This is a genomic window from Paraflavitalea sp. (genome assembly GCF_059502485.1).
This window is the reverse complement of sequence record NZ_JCACET010000011.1, coordinates 443,677-464,336: the sequence shown is the minus strand read 5'-3', so window position 1 is coordinate 464,336 and position 20,660 is coordinate 443,677. Positions and strand designations below refer to the sequence as shown.

The following is a 20,660-nucleotide window of genomic DNA, read 5'->3' as shown; positions in this document are numbered from 1 at the left end:
TGAGCTTTTATTTGTACCTATGGTTAATAGGGTTTTGTTCAGTTATGATTGCCTTGTTTCAGGGGTAATACCATGATGAAAGTGCTGCCTTTACCTTCTTCACTACGTGCTGTAATGATGCCGTTGTGCGTATCTATGATCTTCTTTACGATGGCCAGTCCGATGCCGGTACCTTCATATTCCTCTTTGGAATGCAGGCGCTGGAAAATGGAAAATATTTTGTTGAGGTACATCTCATTAAAGCCGATACCATTATCACTCACGGTGATGCGGCAGTAGTGACCGATAGGAGAGGCGGGGCTGTTCTCATCCCTGCCTGCTATAAGTTCACCTTTTATGTATATCTCCGGTTTATCCTGCTTACTGGAAAATTTAAGCGCATTGCTCAGGATGTTCTGAAACACCTGCCTGATCTGAGCAGGTATCACTTCCAGCGAAGGCATATTGCCGGTATGAATGACAGCGTGTTTTTCCTGTATCAGCAACTCCATGTCTACCAGTATTTCCTGGATCACCTGGTTGATATTGGTACGCTCGAATTCGCCTGATATGGAAAGCCGGGAGTAGTTGAGCACATCGGTGATCAGGTTGTTCATCCGCTCCGATGAATGAATGAGGCGGTTGATATAGTCGATGGCCTCCGGCTTATCGGCCAGGAACTTGTCTCTGATGAGGTGACTGAATACCTGTATTTTTCGCAGCGGTTCTTTCAGATCATGCGAAGCAACGTAGGCAAACTGCTGCAGCTCGTGGTTACTGATCTCCAGATCCCTGTTGGCCTGCAGCAATTCCTGTGTGCGTTCATTTACCCGCTGCTCCAGCACCTGGTTGGCCATTTTCTGCTCATGGATGTCGGTAAAAATGCCTACCCATTTAAGGATGCTGGATTCTTTTTTGACAGGAGTCAGTGTAAGCAGGTGGATGCGGTAGTCTTCTGTTTTGAGGGGCCTGATGCGTACTTCTGTTTCCTGCTGGAAGCCAGTGCTGACAGCCCGTTCAATGCATTGGGCAATGGACACACCTTCTGGTGGTGTTTGCGGAAACATGTCTTTGCCGAAAGAGTATTGGTACCAATAGCGGTTCACAAACTCGATGGTGCCGGCAGGATCGGAGGTAAAGGCTATCTGGGGAATCGATTCGAGGGCCGAGCGCAGTTCTTCCACGCTTTGGTGGAGGTCGGCCTGTGCCTGTTTTCTCACTTCGATCTCTTCGCGGAGCGTTTTCTGGGTTTCGTTCAGCTCCCGTGTTTGTTGCTGTAGCCGGTAAAAGGTTTTCACCTTCAGCAGCAGGATATCCGGGTCGAACGGTTTGGTCACATAATCGATCGCACCGGAAGTGTATCCACGGGTAATGAATCTCTTTTCTGTATTGACGGCAGAGAGGAAAATGATGGGAATGTCTTTCGATTTGCTATAACCGGTAATGGCTTCTGCTACTTCGAAGCCATCCATGCCGGGCATCTGAACATCGAGGATGATGAGAAAGTAGGAGTTCTTCAACACTTTGCGTAACGCTTCTTCTCCCGACGAGGCAGTATCCACCTTGAATTGATTGAGTTCAAGGAGTTTTTGTAAAGAAAAAAGGTTTTCGGGCCTGTCGTCTACGATTAGAATCATAAACAGCTAAGTAAGAGCAATTTGCCCAAATAAGAACAGGTGCAGGAAAAAACTCATGTAGATTCTTGTCTACACGGAATGACGTTGCAGGTTACTAAAAAATCGTGCCAGGCCAAAATAGCTTGCGTAAGGGTGGTATAAGAGTAGATGTTACTATCAGAAGGCGGGTGTGACTTCGTTGACTTCCATGTAGCAATTCATGAAGCATCTTTCGTGGAGGCTTTGGATGGCCATGGCGCCAGCTTTATTGTCCATTTCGACGTAGGCACAACCCAGGGAGTGGCCGGTGTCACGATCCATGATGATGCGGGCGGATACTACTTTACCGAATTGAAGAAAGAGGTGAAAAAGATCGTGTGCGGTTGCTTTTTTGTTGAGGTTACCCACGAAAATGTTCATAAGAATGGCTTTTGAAGATGGTCAATCGTTTCGACGGAAGGGGAGTTCAGAGGGATGGGATATTGAAGTTAGTTAAATATTTCATATCAACCTAATATTAATATTAATCCGATGCAAACTTATTGTTACCTTGACCGCTAATTAGTTAGATTCTGATGCAAAGAACAATTATCACTGGTACAGGCTGTTTTATTCCGTCCGTTATTAAGAAGAATGATGACTTTATCGCTAACCGTTTTTATACAGAAGACAAAGAACTGATCGACCGGCCGCAGCAGGAGATTGTCGATAAGTTTAAAATGATCACAGGTATCGAAGAGCGGCGTTATGCGCCCGAAAACATGGCGGCTTCCGATATGGCCATAGAAGCCGCAAAGCTGGCTATCCAGGATAGTGGGATCAATCCGGAGACGCTGGACCAGATCATTGTGGCTCACAATTATGGCGATGTTCTTGTAAATACTACACAAACTGACGGGGTGCCTTCTCTTGCTTCCCGTGTGAAGCAGGGGCTGGGTATTAAAAACCCTTCGTGTATTCCATACGATATCTTATTTGGTTGCCCTGGTTGGCTGCAAGGGCTGATCCAGGCCGATCTGTTCTGCCGGGCCGGTGCTGCCAAAAGGTGCCTGGTCATAGGAACAGAAACCTTGTCACGCGTGATCGATGATTATGACCGTGACAGTATGATCTTTTCAGATGGGGCAGGGGCCTGTGTGGTAGAGTACCGTGAAACGGATAGTGCTGGCATTTTAAGCACGGGTGTCCGGTCTGATTCTGTAGAAGAGGCCGGGTATATCTATTTTGGCGGTTCCAATGCACCGGATGCAGATGAGCGCACGCGTTATATTAAAATGAAAGGCCGTAAAGTATATGAATATGCGGTGAAGTATGTGCCGGCTGCCATGAAAGAATGTCTCGATAAAAGCGGCGCCAGCATACAGGAAGTGAAGAAGATCTTCATTCACCAGGCCAATGAGAAGATGGATGAAAGTATCGTGCGGGCTTTTTACGCTTTATATGGCACACAAACTCCACAGGATATTATGCCCATGTGCATTCACTGGCTGGGCAACAGCTCGGTAGCTACCATTCCTACTTTGTATGACCTGGTGCGCAGGGATAAATACACGGAGCATGCGCTGGAACCGGGTGACGTGATCCTGTTTGCATCTGTAGGCGCCGGTATGAACATCAATGCGGTTTGTTACCGTTATTAATATATTGTTGAAACTCCTCTACAGACAGCATGTACCTTTGCTTCGATCACTTTTGCTTCGATAGCAGATTTCTCACTGCGCCGCTACAACTTTCACTTTGTAGTTGCGAATGGCTCCGTTCGAAATGACAGAAAGGAGGAGTCGTTTGAAATGACAGAAAAGAGAGCTGCCAGTTAATAATTGCAGGCCGCCAGCTAATCATTGTATGGCTGTATGGGGTGTAGTCCCATTGTATGTTGCATAAAAATCATCCTAAAAGCATTTTTATGAAACGTACATCATCATTGCTGCTGCTCTTGTTGCTGGCTATAGTGGCTACCCAGGCGCAGCAGGCACAGCCGGGTAAAGTAGATCGTCTGGTACAGAAAGGGCAGCAGGCGGTGAACAAGGTGAAAACGATTGTTGCTGTATTTCAGCCTTATCTCATCAAAGCCAAAGAGTTGTATAGTCAGGGGAAAGAGTTGGCAGGCAACGTGAAAGGCGCGGCCAGAGGCCTCAATGGCTCAACGGCTAACAGCGGTACAACCGGCTCTTCTACCTACACCGATAACAGTAGCACTTACCCGCCTGCTACGACCTCTCCTCCTACTACGGGTGATTATGGCAATGCCACCGGAACTACCGACCCTTATGCAGCAGGGACGACTCCACCTGCAGAATATTACCTGCCGGTAAATGAGCCAGCGACCGTCAACAACGATGGCAGCGGTAACTGGGGCAACCAGAACAACGCTTTGTATGGTAACTGTCTCGACGTAATGACGGGCACCGTCATGGGCATGGGGGAGGCGGCTGATAACCCCGGTTCTGTTGACCTGATCTTCTTTGCTTCTACCGATGTGCCCGGCAATTATGTGGTGATAACGCCCAACTATGTGCGCACCAATGCAGCCTCTACTTACATGACACAACATACTTCTGACCCGGTGTTGCAATGGAAAGACGTGAGTGAAAGCGAAGTGGCGCTTACTAAAATGACCATCGGTCAGTTTAACCAGATCCAGAACAACAGCCAGATATCGAATGCCGTGCGGAATGCCCAGAACTATGCCGGCTATCTCAACTTTGTTGGTCAGCGGCTGGAAGGACAGGTGCTGGCGGTGCGCACGCAAATGGAAAACAGGGAAGTGTATGCGCTGGTGGCTGTGGAAAAACAGCTGGGTGTTTCGGGCAGCAATGGTTATCTCAAGATCAGGATCAAGGCCCAAGGGGTAGATAACAACAACAATGGTATTCCCGATGCCAATTATTATATCCGTTAATCATTAATCCTTATAGCATGAAACTCATAAAGCATTTGTGGGGCATGGCCCTGCTATTATTGGCCGGGGCTACAGCCCTGCAGGCTCAGGAGAAATTAAAACAACAGTCTATCCGCATCAATACCGGTACGCCCAATACGGCTGCGCAAGTCATCAAGGGTAGCAGTGCAACGCATGTGGACAAGAGAAATGTGATGAAGCGTGTAACGACCAATGTCAACTTCCAGTTGCCGGGCGGTACTACAGTTACCCGTTATTTTAATTTGCCAGGCAATACAACGGTAATTAAAAAAGGGATCGCTAATCAGAAAAAGGTACTTAAAGAAGCTGCCAGTTCTTCGGGTGAATGTGTTACACAAACGGCGAAGATCGATATGGGGCCGCAGGAAAACATGACTCCTGTAAGCGCCAGTGACTACCTGCTTTGGAATGCCCCGGGCATGATGTATGATATGCTTACTTTCTATGCCGGTGATTACCGTACTAAGGAGAAGTTCCGTTTTGGCGAGGGGCGTAACCCTATTGTGCTGACTACTTCGGTGAGGAATATCGCTACTTCTATTACGGAAACGGTCCAGGCGCCAACACGCGAAAATATCAACCAGGCTATCAGTAATTTGTACAACCGTTTTACCAGTGATCCCACAAAAACGGGTAGCCAGTCTTTTATATATTATGGCAGTGCACTTGAAAATACTGATGAGTTTTTTATGAAAGTAGGGGCCTCTGCCAAATATTTCGGCGGCAGTGTGGACGCCAGCATGGCGGTAGGTAATAAGCAGCAATATAAGAGCATGTACTTTGAGGCCACCAAAGAGTTGTTTTCTATCGATGCGATGCCCACACAACAAGGGTTCTTCAACGCCCCTGTGGATGGGGCCCATGCGATAGGGTACATATCGCAAGCTGTATATGGCGTGAAGGTCATCGGGAAAATAGAGATCAAAAATGAGTCGAACTCCATGGAAGGTAAACTGAAAGTGGCGTATGATGCAGGCTTTGCGGGCGGTTCGCTGAGCATCGAGAACCTGTCGAAGGAATGCAAGACGGAGTCGAGGGTATTTCTCTATGTAGTTGGCGGCACCAGCAATTCGGTGGTCAGTTGTACGATGAACAATATACAAAGTACCATCGAGAGCATTACCCGCAGTGTTACTTATCATACTGCCACACCGTTGCGTGTTCAATTCAGTACGCTCGAGGGGCAGGCTGTGAAGTATGCAGATGTAACCAATAATTTCAATTATGAACGTTGTGTTCCGCCTGTTATAGCGGCTGCGCCTAAAAAGGTTTCCGTTAATGTCGATTTGCTTAAAGTGATTGGCAGTGATTGTGACTTGTTTGGTGAAATATGGGTAGAACTCTGGAGCCCACACGGTGGAGACATGAACAGGTTCAGGAGAAGTCCTGACAACCGGGTATTCAAAGCCTCTGCAGAGCAGGTGGTGAAAAAGAATGAATTGATGGGTTATAAACCTAACCGGGAGGTACGGTATGAGAATATTCCTCCTGAATTGCTGGAAGGAGCAGAATTGCATATCTATTACATGCTGAAAGACCAGGATGATTTTAGTGATGACCTGCTGGAGCAGCGGGGTGGTCATAAGGTAAAAGTGAAAAACCCCAATACCGGACTTGGTGCAGCCGTGACACCCTATTGGGAGTTTTACCGCAGTGAGATCAAACTGACGCCCGGTGTAGATGTACAGGGGTATGATACCGAGTTTGTGGATAGAGGTGATGGCGTGAAAATATCTTTCTGGATCAGGAATGAACCGATGGCGCCGAAAAACTAAAGAAGCGGTACATTTATCGATATGAAATGGCTGGCCGCAGGTATCTTTTGTTTAATAGTAAATGCAGTTGTTGCCCAACAACTGCATTTTGATACGTATACTACCAGCAATGGCTTGGTGGCCAATGAAATTCGCTGCATTACACAAGCCTCTAATGGATTCATGTACTTCGGTACGCCAGCCGGTGTAACGGCTTACGATGGCAACCGTTTTCGTAAATACAATTACCGTAGCGGTTTTCATCATTCACTTGTACAGGATATCGAAGAGGTGGCGCCTGGCGATATTGCTTTTTTTGCTACTGCTGCCCGCACCAGTTATCATATCCGCAACCAGCGATTAAGTTCGGATACCTTGATTGGTGGGGAGCCGGTGCGTAGCCTTTACAAAGCGCGTGACGGGAGCTTTTTTGCCTGCACGGAGGAGGGACTTTATCGTTACGAGCGTGAAAAACTTACCCGTATACCTATTTATGAAGGGCAGGAGGATAAGCCTGAACTGAATTGTATGACGGAGTGGCTGGACAGTTTCGTCGTTATCGGCCGGTCGTTTTTCAGTATCGATGTATTCAATAAATATACCTGGAAGCTGGTGAGCTCTTCTGTTGCTCCTTACTTTGTTCGTAATGTTTTTGCCGACTCTCATGGTCGGGTATGGATCGGTTGTATAGAAAAGGGTATGCTGTGTATCGATCGTAGTTCGGTGCAGGCATCCCGTTTACAATTTGTATCACTGCCTGCATTCTTCCAGGCTTATTCAACAACAGAGTTCAGATGCACGGTTGAAGACAAGCAGGGCAACCTGTGGATGGGTACGGTGGGTAAAGGGCTCATTCGTTATCATCCGGCATCGGGCAGGTTTCAGCAAATATCCTCCGCAAGTGGGTTGGCGGGTAACACGGTGTTTGTGTTGTACGCAGACCGTGAAGATAATCTGTGGATCGGTTCCAATAACGGACTGCAAAAACTGGTGTACAAAGATTGGCTGCTCTACTCTTCGCGCGATGGGTTGCCTGCTGATCTTGTGCTGGATGTGATCGAACGGGATGATGGCAGCTTTGTTACCGCAGGCTATTCAGGTCTTGCCTGGATCAGGCCACAACAAAAGACTATTGTCTGGAATATGCCTTTTGACGATAAGACGGTAAACTCTTTGATAAAGAAAGGCAATGCGTGTTATGCGCTCTCGTCACATACACTGAATGTGCTTTCCTTTGATCATGATGTGATCAAGTTGGTAAGGTCTTATCCGTTGCGCGGCAATTACCGGACGATGATCATGTACAAAGACAATCTTTTGCTGGGTGGCGATAATGTACTGGCGGTATTGCATAACGATCAGGTGCACGAAAACTCGCTGGCATCGGGGCCTATCAATTGTATGACGGTTGACAGCAATGGCATATTATGGACGGGGAGTAAGGATAACACTGTTTGTGGTTATCAAATGACTGAGCTGTTGCAGCCTCAATTGTTGTATACTGCTGGTCATGGTATTGACGGGGTGGCTGATGAAGTTCATTCTATTCTTGCCGATAAACAGGGAAGGATATGGTACAGTACTGTATTGCATGGATTATATATGCTGAAGCCGGATGGCGGAGAGTTCCTTGAAGGTTTGCATTTATCAATACAGGGCGGCATGAGTGATAATACCTGTAGAGGGTTATTCCTGTATAATGATACTACCTTGCTGGCCGGTACAGGGGCCGGGCTCGACAGGGTAATCATTTCTCCTTCTTCAGGCAGGTATTCCGTTGTGCCGGTGAGTACTTACTATGATTTTTCAAGCACAGTGTATATCATCAAGCCTGGCCAGGGGCGTTCTTTGTTGCTGGGCACAGAATCGGGATTGATGCAATTGCCCGGTATTGCTACCGATAAACAGGATGCCCGCCGCCTGCCTATTTACTTTACTTCCTTCAGCCTGCTGAATAATGCGGATTCTGTTATCGATGTTACCCGGCCTGTTCACTTGTCTTATGATCAAAGTAGTTTCACGATCGACTTTGCTTCGCCTGGTTTTGTCAATGAGCGGGCGCTGCGGTATATGTATCGTCTGCAGGGTGGGCGACAGTCTTCATGGAGTGAGCCAACCACCAGCGGCAGTGTCACTTTTTCCAATTTGCCGCCGGGTAAGTACCTGCTGGAAGTGAAGACCATGGATATCAATAACCGGCTTTCTACAGCTACTGCTTCATTGTCTATCAATATAGCTGCTCCTTTCTGGCAAAGGGCCTGGTTCCTGTTGCTGGTGTTGTTATTGGTTGCGTTGGTCGTCTATCTGTTGATCAGGCGGCGGGTAGCGAATATCCGCCGACAGGCAGCCTTGAAACAAAAGGTGGCGGAGACGGAGATGATGGCCTTACGGGCACAGATGAACCCGCATTTTATTTTCAACTGCATCAGCAGTATCGATAATTTCATCCAGGATAATGATAAGGAGAATGCATCCGGCTGGCTCAATAAGTTTGCCCGCCTGATCCGCAACATTCTCGATAGCAGTAAAATGGACAGCGTTCCTTTCTGGAAGGATTGGGAAACTTTGCGGTTGTATATAGAGCTGGAACAATTGCGCAGTGACGGACAGTATAGTGTGCAGCTCGAAGCTGATGAAGCTTTATTGAACGGTCACTACCGCATTCCGCCACTCATAGCACAGCCTTATATAGAGAATGCGATTCATCATGGACTTAAGCACCGGCGCGACCGGGAAGGCAAGTTGCATATCCAGGCGCTACTGCTGGATGGCGTGTTGGAATACCGCATTACCGATAATGGTATTGGCCGGAAGGCTTCGGCGGCGTTGAATGGGATCAACAAGTTACAGCACAACAGTTATGGCATGCAGATGAGCAAGGAACGTATTGCTTTATTCAATGAGCAGGGTGGACAGGATGCGGTTATTGCCGATCTTTATGATGAAACGGGCTCTGCAGCGGGCACCATGGTACGGGTCATTCTTTTTGTATAATACGGATAGTATGAACAGGTTAACGGCTATATTGATCGATGATGAGCGCAACAGCCGTGAGGCGTTGCACAAGAAAATACTGACGCATTGCAGCAATGTCAACGTTGTGGCCCAATGTGCGAATGGTGAGGAAGGGTTAGCTGCCATTGCTGCACACAAGCCGGACATTGTATTCCTCGATATCGAGATGCCGCGGATGAATGGTTTTACCATGTTGCAACAGTTGCCTGAGCAATCTTTCGAGCTCATTTTTACCACTGCTTTTAATCAATATGCCATACAGGCTATCCGATTTGCGGCGCTCGATTATTTGGTGAAGCCGGTAGATGTGCAGGAACTGATCAATGCTGTGGCCCGTGTGCAGGAAAAACGGCTGCATTCTTTTACGGCGAAGCAACTGGCTATTCTGGCCGATCACTTTGCCGGTAGCCGGCAAAAGCCTGATAAGATCGCCGTGTCTACCGCTGCCGGCCTGGAGATCATCGAGCTGGATGGGATTGTGTATCTGGAGGCAACAGGCAATTATACCCATATTCATTTGAAGGAAGGCAAGCCACTGCTGGCGTCAAAAACGCTGAAGGAGTTTGAGGACATGCTGCCAGCCGATCGATTCTTCCGTATTCACAATGCTTCTTTGTTGAATGTAGCTTATATCAAAAAGTACAATAAGGGCGAAGGGGGGCAGGTTGTATTGCACAACGGGGTAGTGCTGGACGTAGCGCGCCGCCGCAAGGATGAATTGCTGCAGCTAATACAGTCTTTTGCCTCAAGGATTTAAGTGCTGTATTTCAGCGTATTTGGTTTATTTTTGCCGGAAATTATAAGTCATGGGCATCTCTGATAAATTATTCCAATTGAAAAATGAAAAGGCCGCTGCCAACCTGAAAGCAGGGCAGGAGTTCCTGGAAGCCAATAAGCAAAAGCCGGGCATTGTAAGTCTGCCCAGCGGGCTCCAATACGAGATCATTACTGAAGGCACTGGCCCTAAGCCTGCTGCCACCAATAAAGTTACCTGCCATTACCACGGCACGCTGATCGATGGAACCGTGTTCGATAGTTCTGTAAAACGTGGACAGCCTGCCACTTTTCCGCTCAACATGGTGATCAAAGGCTGGACTGAAGGTTTGCAGTTGATGCCGCAGGGCAGCAAATGGCGTTTCTTCATCCCTGCTGATCTTGGTTATGGCGACAGGCAGGTCAGTGCGCAGATCGGACCGAACAGTACGCTCATTTTTGAAGTGGAGCTGCTGGGTATCTCCTAAGGTTATATTGATTGAATAATACCCAAATCCCCCGACCATTAATTGGTCGGGGGATTTGTTTTGTGTCATATGTGCTGCAACTACTACACAGGTACTACAAGAGATCAGTGCATGACTGCGATGAATTGTACAACTACTACAACAGTACTTCAGTAATCCCACATTTGTCACATCGATAATGGCTTACGAAAACGTATTCGTAAACGTTTTAGTAAATAAATACGACCATTTCTGAAAACGATTCCAGCTTTTTTCATCAAGTTTGAGTCAGCTATATTCTAACAAATAAACTGATTGCTTATGCCACAGACTCTCCTTCTGCGGACAAAGATCCCTTTGTCCCTATTTCTCCTTCTTTTTGTTTGTTTATTAAGCCCTTTCTTTTCACATGCTCAACTGAAAACGATTTCAGGAACGGTGAAAGATGAGGCAGGAGCCCCTTTACCGGACATATCTGTTACGGTACAAGGTTCTACAACAGGTACCAAGACGAATGACAACGGTACTTTCACGATCAGTGCGGCACCCGGGGCGCGGGTGACCTTTTCTTCAACAAACCATGATGCGGTTACTATCACAGTAGATGATCGATCCGTATATGAGGTCAGCCTGAAGCAAAAGGTTTCAGCGATGAACGATGTGGTGGTGGTTGGTTATGGCCGTCAAAAAAAGGTAAATCTCGTAGGTGCTGTTGGTACGGTGAATGTCGATGAGAAGATGACAGGCCGTGCTATTCCCAACATTTCTTCGGGCCTTAGTGGTCTGGTGCCTGGCCTTGCTGCCAACCAAACTTCCGGCATGGCGGGCAGGAATAATGCTGCGCTGCTGATCCGCGGTTTGGGTACGGTAAATAATTCCAGTCCGCTGGTGGTAGTGGATGGTATGCCGGATGTGGATATCAACCGCATCAACGTGAACGACATTGAAACGATCTCTGTGTTGAAGGATGCAACTTCTGCTTCAGTATATGGTTCCCGCGCGGCCAATGGTGTTATCCTGATCACTACCCGCTCTGGTAAAGGAAACCGGAAGACTGCTATCAACTTTGTCAGCAACTCAGCGCTTACGGTGCCTACGAAGTCTTTTGATTTCATGGCCGATTACCCGCGTTCGCTTACGCTGCAGCAGCGCCGGGAAAGTGTGACTGTAACGCCTGCCAACTTGTTGTTCAGGAATGGTACGATCGATCAGTGGATGGCATTGGGCATGATCGATCCGCTACGTTATCCCAATACCGACTGGTGGGATATCATTCTGCAAAATGGTTATTTTCAGAACTATAATCTTTCTGCTACCGGTGGCAATGACAAGTCAAACTTCTTTGCTTCTGTAGGTATGAAAGATGAAAAGGGTTTACAGATCAACAACGATTACAAGCAATACAATGCCCGGTTCAATTTCGATTACAAAGTGCATAATAATATCAACACGGGTATACGCTTCAATGGCAACTGGTCTAAAACTACTTATGCGCTGGCTGAAGGTTTTACCGATCCTGATGGTAACAACACGGCTGGTTTCGATATGCAATATGCTATTGCCGGTATCACTCCTTATGATCCTGTGTCGGGTAATTTTGGTGGTGTGATGGCGTATGGTGAAGACCCACAGGCTTATAATCCTTATGTGGTGTATCAGAATATGCTGACGCGTGAAAACCGCCAGGAAGCCAATACTTCTATGTACATCGACTGGACGCCTATAAAAGGGTTGACGGCCCGGGTTGATTATGCCTTGAACTATTACAATCAATTCCGTGAGCAGGCGAATATGCCTTCACAGGCTTTCAATTTCCAGATAAATGGATTTGGCTCACGTGTATATGTGGGTCCTAATGCTCCCATCGTCAATGCAACGAATACTGGCTATAAAACAATGATGAATGCGCGGTTGAACTATGGCATCACCATTGCGGACGATCATGAGATCTCTGCTCTGGCAGTATACAGTGAAGAATATTGGTATGATCGCTTCCAGAGCTCTTCCCGTAATGACCGGCTTCACCCATCGCTTAGCGAGGTTGATGCAGCGCTTACGGATATTCAAGGTACAGGTGGTAACACCAGCACTGAAGGTCTTCGTTCTTATATCGGCCGACTGAATTATACAGCCTATGGCAAGTATCTGTTGGAAGGCAACTTCCGGATAGATGGTTCGTCCAAGTTCATCAAAGGCGACCGTTATGGTTTCTTTCCTTCTGTGGCCCTCGGCTGGCGCTTTACAGAAGAGGATTTCATGAAAAGGCTTACGAATACCTGGCTTAGCAATGGTAAGTTCCGTGTGTCGTACGGCAGCCTTGGTAACAATAGTGGGGTAGGCCGCTATGAACAACAGGCTACGCTTGCATCCAGCCCTTATATCGTCGGTGGTGTGGTAAACCGCGGTTTTGTGAACCGTAAGCTGGTGAACCTGGACCTTACCTGGGAAGAAACCAAGGTGCTGAACCTGGGTCTTGAGCTGGGATTTTTCAACAACCGGCTTACTGCGGAAGTTGACTTGTATGACAGGTTGACAACTGGCATGAACAGGCCTTCTGACCTGTCTATTCACCTTTCCGGTGCTTATAATGCTCCCCGCCGTAACATCGGAGAGTTGCGTAACCGTGGCGTTGAACTGACACTGACCTGGAAGGATCGTGTGGGGGCCCTTAACTATAGCTTTACAGCGAATGGTTCCTACAACCGTACGCGGTTGGAGAAATGGAATCAGCAGATCAATCCCGGAGGTACCAATGGCGGTGATAATATTTTCCTCGATATGCCTTATGATTTCGTGTATGCTTATCAGGCTATTGGCATTGCTCAGACATGGCAAGATGTGTATAACGCTACTCCGCAGGGAGCTCAGCCCGGCGATATTCTTCGTAAGGACCTGAATGGTGATGGCCGGATCGATGGAGCTGATCGCAAGGCTTATACGAACTTTCAGAATGCCCGGCCAACTACTTATTTCTCTTTGCAAGGTTTTGCCAGTTATAAAGGTTTCGACCTGGTATTCCTGATGCAGGGCGCTTCTGGCCGGAAAGATTTCTGGATCAATGCTTTCAATAATACCAACTTCGGTAATTCCCGTTATGCTACTACCTGGGATCACTGGAATAAGCCCTGGAGCCTGGATAACAGGAGTGGAGACTGGCCACGTCTTGGCGGTAGTGGTGGTAACCGGGAGCAAACGACTTTCTGGCTGGATGATATGAGTTTTCTGCGGGTGAAGAACGTTCAGCTTGGTTACTCTGTGCCTGGGAGTATCCTACGCAGGCTGCATGTGAGCAGTCTTCGTATTGCCGGTTCTGCTGAGAACCTCGCCACTATCACTTCTTACCGTGGTTTGGACCCGGAGAAAGTTGGTAACAACAATAACCTGTACCCGATCAATAAATCCTATTCGCTGGCTATCATGCTGGGTTTATAAAATTGCTGCAATATGAAAAAGCTATTATCTCTTTCAAAAATATTATCGATACCGGTGCTGGCAGCCATGGTGGTATTGCCTTCATCATGCCGGAAGAACCTGCTCGATCAGGACTCTACCGTTGATCTTGGTGCCAATGCGTTCTGGAAAACAGAGGCTGATGCTACTTATGCATTGATGGGGGCCTATTCTTCCATCCGGCCCTGTTTTGATCGCGATTATTATATGGATGGTCACGCCGAGTTTGTGCGTGTGCGTAGCAATACGCTGAGTACTACGGATGGTAACCTGCGTTTGGGAGATGCCTATCGTAGTGCTGGTTATGACCCCAGCGGTTATGCCGGCAACTTCGACCGCATGTACCGTTATTTGTATGGCGGCGTGAACCGTACCAATTATGTGATTGAAAATGTAAAGCAGATGCAGGTAACGCTGCCTAATGCTGCGGCCAACCTGGAAGTGATCATTGCCGAGTGCCGCCTGCTCAGGGCTTTGTGTTATTCGCGCCTGATAGCTATGTGGGGTGATGTTCCTTATTTCACCAAAAATGTAACTGCCAATGAGGAGGTTGCTTTGATCGCACGTTCTCCGCTCAAGGCTGTAAAGGATTCGATTCTCGCGGATCTTGATTTTGCTTTCGATAAGCTGCCTGCTAAACCGAGTGCTGCAGGCCGTTTGGGTAAACCAGCTGCGCTGGCATTACGCGGAAAGGTAAACCTGTATTGGGCATCCTGGAATAAAAATGGATGGCCTGAACTGGAAGGGTTTACTCCCAGCGCCTCAGAGGCAACGACAGCTTTTACGGCTGCTGCTGCCGACTTCAAAAAGGTGATCAATGATTACGGTCTTACGTTGTATCTGAACGGTGCACCCGGTGAGATCGATGAGCTGGGCAAGGCAGAAAAGCTCCCCAATTATTTTCACTTGTTTACGCCCAAAGCGAATGGCAATCCCGAAGGTGTATTGGTGTTTAACCACGGCGGTACGGGCACTTCGCAAGGTGAAGAACTGATGCGTGATTTTGCCGGCCGTTCTCATGAAGGTTCTCAATGCTGGGTGGCCCCCCGCTTTGAAATTGCCAACCGTTATCAGTCATTGACTACCGGTGATTTTGCTCCTGCGCTGATCGGTTACAGTCCGACCACAGATGCTGCTGCACGCACCAAGCCCAATTCTGCCCTGAACCCGCAAAGCTATGCCGACCGGGATTATCGTATGAAATCGACTATTCAGTGGGATTATGAAACGAGTATTGGTCTGGCTTCTCTGCAATCTACCGGCTGGTGTCCATTTATTTTCAAAACCTGGGCGGGTAAGGTAACGATTGGTGGTGTAGAATATACTACCTACAATACGGATGGTACCAATTCCGGGTATGTGTTCCGCAAATTTGTGCGCAATTATCCTGGTCAGGGCCGTAGTGATGGTGATTTTGCCTGGCCTGTTATTCGTTTAGCTGATGTGTTCCTGATGTATGCTGAAGCCACCAATGAAGTGGGCGGACCTCAGGCCGATGCTATCGATCTGGTGAATAAAGTACGCGCCCGTGGTAATCTTCCTGCATTGAAGCCCGAGAAAACAGCCAACAGGCAGGCTTTCTTCGATGCTATCGAGCAGGAGCGTATTGTAGAACTGATCGGTGAAGGTCAACGTGGTTTCGACCTGCGCCGCTGGAGAGCTATTGAAAGGGTGTGGGGACCTCCCAATGGTGCTGGCAAATGGACCAAGGATACCTGGGGTGCAGATGTAACACGCTATTATCAGAATGTGTCTGACCGGACTTATCAGCAGAATTATATTTTCCGCATTCCGCAGGCTGAGCGTGACCGCAATCCTAATCTTACACAGAACGCTCCGTGGAGATAATTGACATTACGAATCTGAAAATTGAAAACAATGAGAAAACCAATCAATATATTATACATACTCTTAGTAGTAACGTTTGTGGCAGCTGCCTGCAAAAAGGATTATCCTGTTGATGAGGATGGTTTATTGATCACTGCCCGGCAGGAATGTTTTGTGAGTAGTTTTGAAATACTGGGACCTGATTTTGTGACCGTGCGCTCCAAGCCGGTGGTGATCGATACGACTGCACAAACCATAGCGGTGGAAGTACAGTTTGGTACCGATCTGAAGAACCTGTACCCACAATTTCAGCTGGCTTCGGATTGTAAACTTGACCCCAAGGTAACGGGCAGGACCGATTTCTCGAACCTTGCCAGTCCAAGAGTATACACGGTGGTATCGGGCAACCGCCAGATCCGGAAACCTTATACGATCAACATTACAGTGCAACCCCGATAATCCATTTGTTTATCATTAAATGATTATTATGAAACGTACATTTCAATATATACACAGTGTGGTTTTTGTGGTGCTGTTATTGTCATTGGCTGCCTGTGAAAAGAAAGATTATGCGTTGCCGACGCCCAAAGATGGGTTACAGAATGATGCCATCAAGCGTTCACTGGGGCCTAATATCGTTGGCCAGCAGATAGAATTCGCCTATGCCATGGCCCTGCTGCCCGACAAAGGCAAGCTGGTTTCTGCTGAAGTGGAAGCGTCTATCGATGGCGCTCCTGGCACTTTCCTGGAGCATCGTTCTTTTTATACAGGCAGTAATGGGATCGATGTAGGTATTGCCATTGGCAATCCTTCTACTACTGATAAAAACAAAACTACTGTTACTTTCACCAAGGACACGATGGCTGCTACGCTGCGTTATTATTATGTGATTCCGGAAGCTGCGCGTGGTCAATCTGTTTCTTTCACCTTTACTGCCCGCAGCAGTAATGGTCAAACGGTAACTTACAAGCTGGGGCCTTATCAGGTTGCCAAAATGTCTATGACACGCCTGATCACCGTGAGTGATAATAACCTGGCCTACTTCTCTATCGAGGATATGAAGGCTTATAATGCTACCGATGCAGCTGCCAATGCAGCTAAGATCGACCTGGTGTATTTGTATCGTACTTATACCACCAGTACATTCACGCATGCGTTGGTATCGCCCGCGGCTGATGCGCAGTACAGGCCCGATATAACCTTGCCGGCGGGTGTGAACCGTAGCACGTTGATGCGGAAGGTGTTCAATCTGCAGGATAATAATCTTGCTCAATTGCAATTCGGTATTTATATCGATGATCGTGATCTGCAGGAAATCGATCTGACCAATTCTCCCAATTTCGCCATCAACCTGAAGGCTGAAGCGGGTGTGTGGGTAGAGACTGCTGATAAGAAATACCGGGCATACATTTATGTGAACTCGGTGAATAATGGTGGTAAGAGTGCCGTGATCAGTATCAAGCGTTATACGCTTTAACAATGTGAGCAGTTAGTTTTTATATAGCTGGTACAAAAAAGGGTAGGCCTGAAAGGGCTTACCTTTTTACTTAAATAAATGTTTCGTATCATGAATAGGTTTTATGTATTTTTTTCTTTTTTTATTGTTGTGGGATTTTTGTTGCCCGTCTGTACGTTTTCTCAGGCATTCATTCATCCCGGTGTCGATCAATCGGCCAAGGACCTCGCTTATGTGAAAGCGCAGGTGTTGAAAGGTGCAGAACCATACAAAAGTGCGTTCGACAGGTTGAAGGCTGCCACAGATACTCCTTTTACAGTAACTGCACATGCACATGTATTGCGCGGGCCTTACGGCAAACCTAATATTGGTGGTAATGATCTTTCGAAAGGTGCGGCCATGGCTTATAACTATGCGTTGGTGTGGTACATCACGGGTGATAAGCAATATGCCAATAAGGCCATCGAAATACTTAATACCTGGTCGCCGGTGCTTTGGCATTTGGATTATAACGATGCCAAGTTGTTGGCTGCCTGGACTGGCCATGCTTTGTGTAATGCGGCAGAAATACTGCGTTATAATAATGCAGGCTGGAGCAAGGAGGGTATTGACCGCTTTACGGCGATGTTGATGGATGTGTATTATCCATTGCTGCGTTATTATTATCCGCAAGCGAATGGTAATTGGGATGGGGCTATCATTCATTCTATTTTGGCGATGGCCATCTTCACAGACAACAGGGCTATGTTCAATAATGCCATCGATCATTACCTGCATGCGCCGGTGAATGGTAGCGTGTTCAAGTATGTTTATCCCAGTGGCCAGTGCCAGGAAAGCACGCGTGATCAGGGGCATGTGCAGTTGGGTCTGGGTGAGTTTGCTGGTGCTGCGCAGGTAGCTTTTACGCAGGGTGTCGATCTTTTTGCTGCTGGTGACAACCGGCTGGGATTGGGTTATGAATATACTGCGCAGTTTGTGTTGGGTGGTAAACCGCATTGTTATGGTGTAATCTCGGAGCGCGTGAAAGAACTGCGTGATGATTATGAAGCGGTGTACCGTCATTATGCTGCACAGGGTATCGAGCTGCCTTATACAAAACAGGCTGCTGATAACATACGGCCCAAAGCTTCGCGTAGTGTGCTCACTTCTTTGCGTGCACCAACAGGCAAAGCGATCGTGAAGCATGCTACTCCAAAGGCCGGAACCACTGGTTATATTGCAGGTGCTACGGATCGTCCGGCTATACCGGCTGATGCCGTGATGGTAGAGCCGGGTCAGTCTGTTCAGCAAGCGCTGGATGCTGCTGCAGGCTCTAAACGTTGGGTTGTAGCTAAGGCCGGTGAGCATAAACTACCTGCCACGTTGAAGATGCCCTCTGGTGTGGTATTGTCGGGTGAAGGGCTGGCTACCGTACTAATCCTTGATCCTGCTTCGGGTGCGCGGGAAACAATCGTGAACGGCGCTGATGATATGCAGGAGGTTACTATCCGTGACCTGGTGATTGAAGGGGCGCCGACTACCAATGTTCCAACTGATCCTAATAGTGCGCGTTCTTATCGCGGTGGTTACAACCGTGGCGGCATCTTATTCAGGACAACCAAAGAGGGATTAATGAAGAACATAAAACTGGAGAATGTTACGGTGCGCAACTCCACTTATAACGGTGTTTTCATCAACGGTGCCAATGGGGTGTCGATCGTGCGTTGTGACCTGAGTGAAAATGGCGTTAGTGTGCCGCCGGGGCAGAAGCTGTTGCACAACTTGCTGTTATCGCATTGTAGTGGCATTACGGTGCAGGATTGCCGATTGTCGACTTCGCCGATGGGTGCTGGTGTGGCGCTGGAGGCTTGCTCCAATGGCTCTGTAAAAAAATGTGAAATAGCCCGTAATGGTTATTACGGTGTATTGATCTCTGAGAGTAAGGGAATTACTATAGAGCAAAATCTTATTGAGGCCAATGATCGCAGTGGGGTGATGGTGGAGTTTTTATACAAAGGCTCATCGGGTGTTGCGGTGCGTGGCAACATGGTACAGTATAATGCCGGTTACGGTGTGGAATCATATGCAGTCACTGGTATTACTTCGAGTGGTAATAAATATGCGGGGAATGGAAACAATATAGCGCAGGAAAAGATCAGTCCGCAGAAATATATCATAATGGAGTAGAAGGTTGCTTACTGCGTTTACATCATAGAAAAAGGGCTTGCTTACGCAGGCCTTTTTATGTATATCAGTCACTATTATACTTTGCGTCTTCGTTGTCGAATTCTATTTCGAACAGGTAAAAGGCTGATAGTATAGGAAAGATGTCAGTCATGTTGGTTTCGATAGTGCCTGTAAAGTTGATGTATTTGTAACTGGGTCTATTCCAGGCGGGAATATCCATTTTCAGTGAATACTCAGCGTATTCCTGGCTGGCTTTTGAATAGAGACGGAATTTGAAATGTCCCCAGGTTTCTATTTTAAAGAAGTTGCGTTTAGCTTCCGGCTTTTGCCGTTCAAGGATGTATGTTTTGTCGCCAATCTTTAGCAGGAATTGGTTGAATAGGAAGTATTCGGAAGTAGATAATCCAGTTTTGTAGAGTTCACACTGTCCTATTTGTTTGCCGTCACTTTTGTCGACCAGTAAATGTTGGGACTTCTTTAGAATCTTAGAAGTGGTTTCTACTGCTATTTCTTTTTCTTGAAATGTTATGTACTGTTCTTTGTGATAAAAATAGAATTGTCCAAGGATGGCATCCTGCTCGTCAAATATTTTATACAACCTGAGTTGGTCGCTTATTTTGACATTGGTTGTGATGATATCGTTGATAAGGTCTTTGGTAAACCGTAGCTGCATAGGGGAGAAATGATTAGCTGGGGGTTAGCTTTCCATTGTCATGTAGTCCATTTCGCCTTTCTCGTTGGCAAATATGACCACTAAGTAATCGGTGATGTCTCTGTCTATGGAGTAGTCGAAAATGGCAAACTGGTCTTCGCTGTCGGGATACAGGCCTACGCGTATCAGGTGCAATGCGTTGACAAGCTGGATCCTGGGGTTTATTGTCTTAAGGCTGAAGTCGACTACTTGTTTCAGGTCACTTCTGTCGAGTTCGTCCAGGTGATATTCGATGTAGGATTTTACGGTGTCCTTGTCTTTGTCTGAGTAGTCGGCCTGGATATGTTTCTTGTTCTGTTTGTCGAAGGTGGCAATGTTTTCGATGAATTGCTTTACCTGGTCAAGGCGGGCCGGGTCGATGGTTTTGTTTTCGAAGTTCAGGTCTATTTCTATGACGTCATCATTGTGTTCAACCTCCACCTCATAAAACTCTTCCAGGTTTTCTGTGTCCAGTTCTTCAAAATGTGGTAACGAGTACTTTGCCATGGGTTGGTTATGATTAGAATGCCTAAATATACAGAACTGTGGGCGTTGGTCCAATA

The 20,660-nt window shown here is 47.2% G+C and carries 15 protein-coding genes; 11 read left to right on the top strand and 4 right to left on the bottom strand.

All coding sequences use genetic code 11. From position 1 onward, the window contains the following. Positions 1-38 precede the first annotated feature (38 nt). On the bottom strand, positions 39-1,616 hold the full coding sequence (locus AC5JBY_RS29645) for a response regulator (protein ID WP_495908317.1): 1,578 nt from the start codon (positions 1,614-1,616) through the stop codon (positions 39-41). Positions 1,617-1,772: 156 nt separating this feature from the next. Continuing rightward, entirely contained in the window at positions 1,773-2,015 is a 243-nt protein-coding gene (locus tag AC5JBY_RS29640) for an RNA recognition motif domain-containing protein (protein WP_495908316.1), read from the bottom strand. Positions 2,016-2,170: 155 nt separating this feature from the next. On the opposite strand from AC5JBY_RS29640, the gene AC5JBY_RS29635 reads away from it, so the two are divergent. From AC5JBY_RS29635 to AC5JBY_RS29585, 11 genes are all read left to right on the top strand, one after another. Then, complete coding sequence (locus AC5JBY_RS29635; RefSeq protein ID WP_495908315.1) at positions 2,171-3,235, top strand: 3-oxoacyl-ACP synthase III family protein; 1,065 nt, start codon at positions 2,171-2,173, stop codon at positions 3,233-3,235. Positions 3,236-3,501: 266 nt separating this feature from the next. After that, positions 3,502-4,497 carry a hypothetical protein gene (locus AC5JBY_RS29630; RefSeq protein ID WP_495908314.1) on the top strand — a complete coding sequence of 332 codons (996 nt, stop codon included), beginning with the start codon at positions 3,502-3,504 and terminating at the stop codon, positions 4,495-4,497. 17 nt (positions 4,498-4,514) lie between these two features. Further along, on the top strand, positions 4,515-6,293 hold the full coding sequence (locus tag AC5JBY_RS29625) for a thiol-activated cytolysin family protein (protein WP_495908313.1): 1,779 nt from the start codon (positions 4,515-4,517) through the stop codon (positions 6,291-6,293). A gap of 21 nt (positions 6,294-6,314) precedes the next feature. After that, complete coding sequence (locus tag AC5JBY_RS29620; RefSeq protein WP_495908312.1) at positions 6,315-9,266, top strand: two-component regulator propeller domain-containing protein; 2,952 nt, start codon at positions 6,315-6,317, stop codon at positions 9,264-9,266. A 10-nt stretch (positions 9,267-9,276) separates the two neighbouring features. Then, entirely contained in the window at positions 9,277-10,044 is a 768-nt protein-coding gene (locus AC5JBY_RS29615) for a LytR/AlgR family response regulator transcription factor (RefSeq protein ID WP_495908311.1), read from the top strand. A 76-nt stretch (positions 10,045-10,120) separates the two neighbouring features. Further along, positions 10,121-10,528 carry a BamJ family beta-barrel-assembly machinery protein gene (bamJ, locus tag AC5JBY_RS29610; RefSeq protein ID WP_495908310.1) on the top strand — a complete coding sequence of 136 codons (408 nt, stop codon included), beginning with the start codon at positions 10,121-10,123 and terminating at the stop codon, positions 10,526-10,528. 300 nt (positions 10,529-10,828) lie between these two features. Next, positions 10,829-13,939: a SusC/RagA family TonB-linked outer membrane protein gene (locus AC5JBY_RS29605; RefSeq protein ID WP_495908309.1), complete on the top strand. Its 3,111-nt coding sequence runs from the start codon at positions 10,829-10,831 to the stop codon at positions 13,937-13,939. A gap of 12 nt (positions 13,940-13,951) precedes the next feature. Beyond that, positions 13,952-15,805 (top strand): RagB/SusD family nutrient uptake outer membrane protein, encoded by a 1,854-nt coding sequence (locus tag AC5JBY_RS29600; protein WP_495908308.1) that lies wholly within the window; start codon positions 13,952-13,954, stop codon positions 15,803-15,805. A 30-nt stretch (positions 15,806-15,835) separates the two neighbouring features. After that, entirely contained in the window at positions 15,836-16,243 is a 408-nt protein-coding gene (locus AC5JBY_RS29595) for an SGBP N-terminal domain-containing protein (RefSeq protein WP_495908307.1), read from the top strand. A gap of 28 nt (positions 16,244-16,271) precedes the next feature. Further along, positions 16,272-17,261: a DUF4466 family protein gene (locus AC5JBY_RS29590; RefSeq protein WP_495908306.1), complete on the top strand. Its 990-nt coding sequence runs from the start codon at positions 16,272-16,274 to the stop codon at positions 17,259-17,261. A 90-nt stretch (positions 17,262-17,351) separates the two neighbouring features. Then, entirely contained in the window at positions 17,352-19,406 is a 2,055-nt protein-coding gene (locus tag AC5JBY_RS29585; protein ID WP_495908305.1) for a right-handed parallel beta-helix repeat-containing protein, read from the top strand. A gap of 64 nt (positions 19,407-19,470) precedes the next feature. Here the strand turns inward: AC5JBY_RS29585 and AC5JBY_RS29580 are convergent, their stop codons facing one another. Continuing rightward, positions 19,471-20,079 carry a hypothetical protein gene (locus AC5JBY_RS29580; protein ID WP_495908304.1) on the bottom strand — a complete coding sequence of 203 codons (609 nt, stop codon included), beginning with the start codon at positions 20,077-20,079 and terminating at the stop codon, positions 19,471-19,473. A gap of 24 nt (positions 20,080-20,103) precedes the next feature. Continuing rightward, complete coding sequence (locus tag AC5JBY_RS29575) at positions 20,104-20,604, bottom strand: DUF2004 domain-containing protein (protein ID WP_495908303.1); 501 nt, start codon at positions 20,602-20,604, stop codon at positions 20,104-20,106. Positions 20,605-20,660 lie beyond the last annotated feature (56 nt).

Excerpts from the sequence above, each read along its gene's own strand:
- AC5JBY_RS29645 (WP_495908317.1), bottom strand. The coding sequence starts at position 1,616 with ATGATTCTAATCGTAGACGACAGGCCCGAAAACCTTTTTTCTTTACAA.
- AC5JBY_RS29640 (WP_495908316.1), bottom strand. The coding sequence starts at position 2,015 with ATGAACATTTTCGTGGGTAACCTCAACAAAAAAGCAACCGCACACGAT.
- AC5JBY_RS29635 (WP_495908315.1), top strand. The coding sequence starts at position 2,171 with ATGCAAAGAACAATTATCACTGGTACAGGCTGTTTTATTCCGTCCGTT.
- AC5JBY_RS29630 (WP_495908314.1), top strand. The coding sequence starts at position 3,502 with ATGAAACGTACATCATCATTGCTGCTGCTCTTGTTGCTGGCTATAGTG.
- AC5JBY_RS29625 (WP_495908313.1), top strand. The coding sequence starts at position 4,515 with ATGAAACTCATAAAGCATTTGTGGGGCATGGCCCTGCTATTATTGGCC.
- AC5JBY_RS29620 (WP_495908312.1), top strand. The coding sequence starts at position 6,315 with ATGAAATGGCTGGCCGCAGGTATCTTTTGTTTAATAGTAAATGCAGTT.
- AC5JBY_RS29615 (WP_495908311.1), top strand. The coding sequence starts at position 9,277 with ATGAACAGGTTAACGGCTATATTGATCGATGATGAGCGCAACAGCCGT.
- AC5JBY_RS29605 (WP_495908309.1), top strand. The coding sequence starts at position 10,829 with ATGCCACAGACTCTCCTTCTGCGGACAAAGATCCCTTTGTCCCTATTT.
- AC5JBY_RS29600 (WP_495908308.1), top strand. The coding sequence starts at position 13,952 with ATGAAAAAGCTATTATCTCTTTCAAAAATATTATCGATACCGGTGCTG.
- AC5JBY_RS29595 (WP_495908307.1), top strand. The coding sequence starts at position 15,836 with ATGAGAAAACCAATCAATATATTATACATACTCTTAGTAGTAACGTTT.
- AC5JBY_RS29590 (WP_495908306.1), top strand. The coding sequence starts at position 16,272 with ATGAAACGTACATTTCAATATATACACAGTGTGGTTTTTGTGGTGCTG.
- AC5JBY_RS29585 (WP_495908305.1), top strand. The coding sequence starts at position 17,352 with ATGAATAGGTTTTATGTATTTTTTTCTTTTTTTATTGTTGTGGGATTT.
- AC5JBY_RS29580 (WP_495908304.1), bottom strand. The coding sequence starts at position 20,079 with ATGCAGCTACGGTTTACCAAAGACCTTATCAACGATATCATCACAACC.
- AC5JBY_RS29575 (WP_495908303.1), bottom strand. The coding sequence starts at position 20,604 with ATGGCAAAGTACTCGTTACCACATTTTGAAGAACTGGACACAGAAAAC.